The following is a 211-nucleotide window of genomic DNA, read 5'->3' as shown; positions in this document are numbered from 1 at the left end:
GGCCGCTGCGCCAAAGCCGGCGCCGCCTGCCGCCAGTGCGCCGGCACAGGTCCGCGCAAAGCCCTGAGCCGGGTTCTGGCTAACCCTGGCGGGTGCGCGGCTTTTGCTGCCGCGCGGCGCCGGGCGGAGTTATGATCGACCGCATGACTACTACCTACCCCACTATCGAGCAGACCGTCGGCAACACGCCCCTGGTGCGCCTGCAGCGCAT

Source organism: Achromobacter sp. UBA5777, from assembly GCF_002418565.1.
In the GTDB taxonomy this organism is placed as follows: domain Bacteria; phylum Pseudomonadota; class Gammaproteobacteria; order Burkholderiales; family Burkholderiaceae_B; genus Achromobacter; species Achromobacter animicus.
This window is presented reverse-complemented; position numbering follows the sequence as displayed.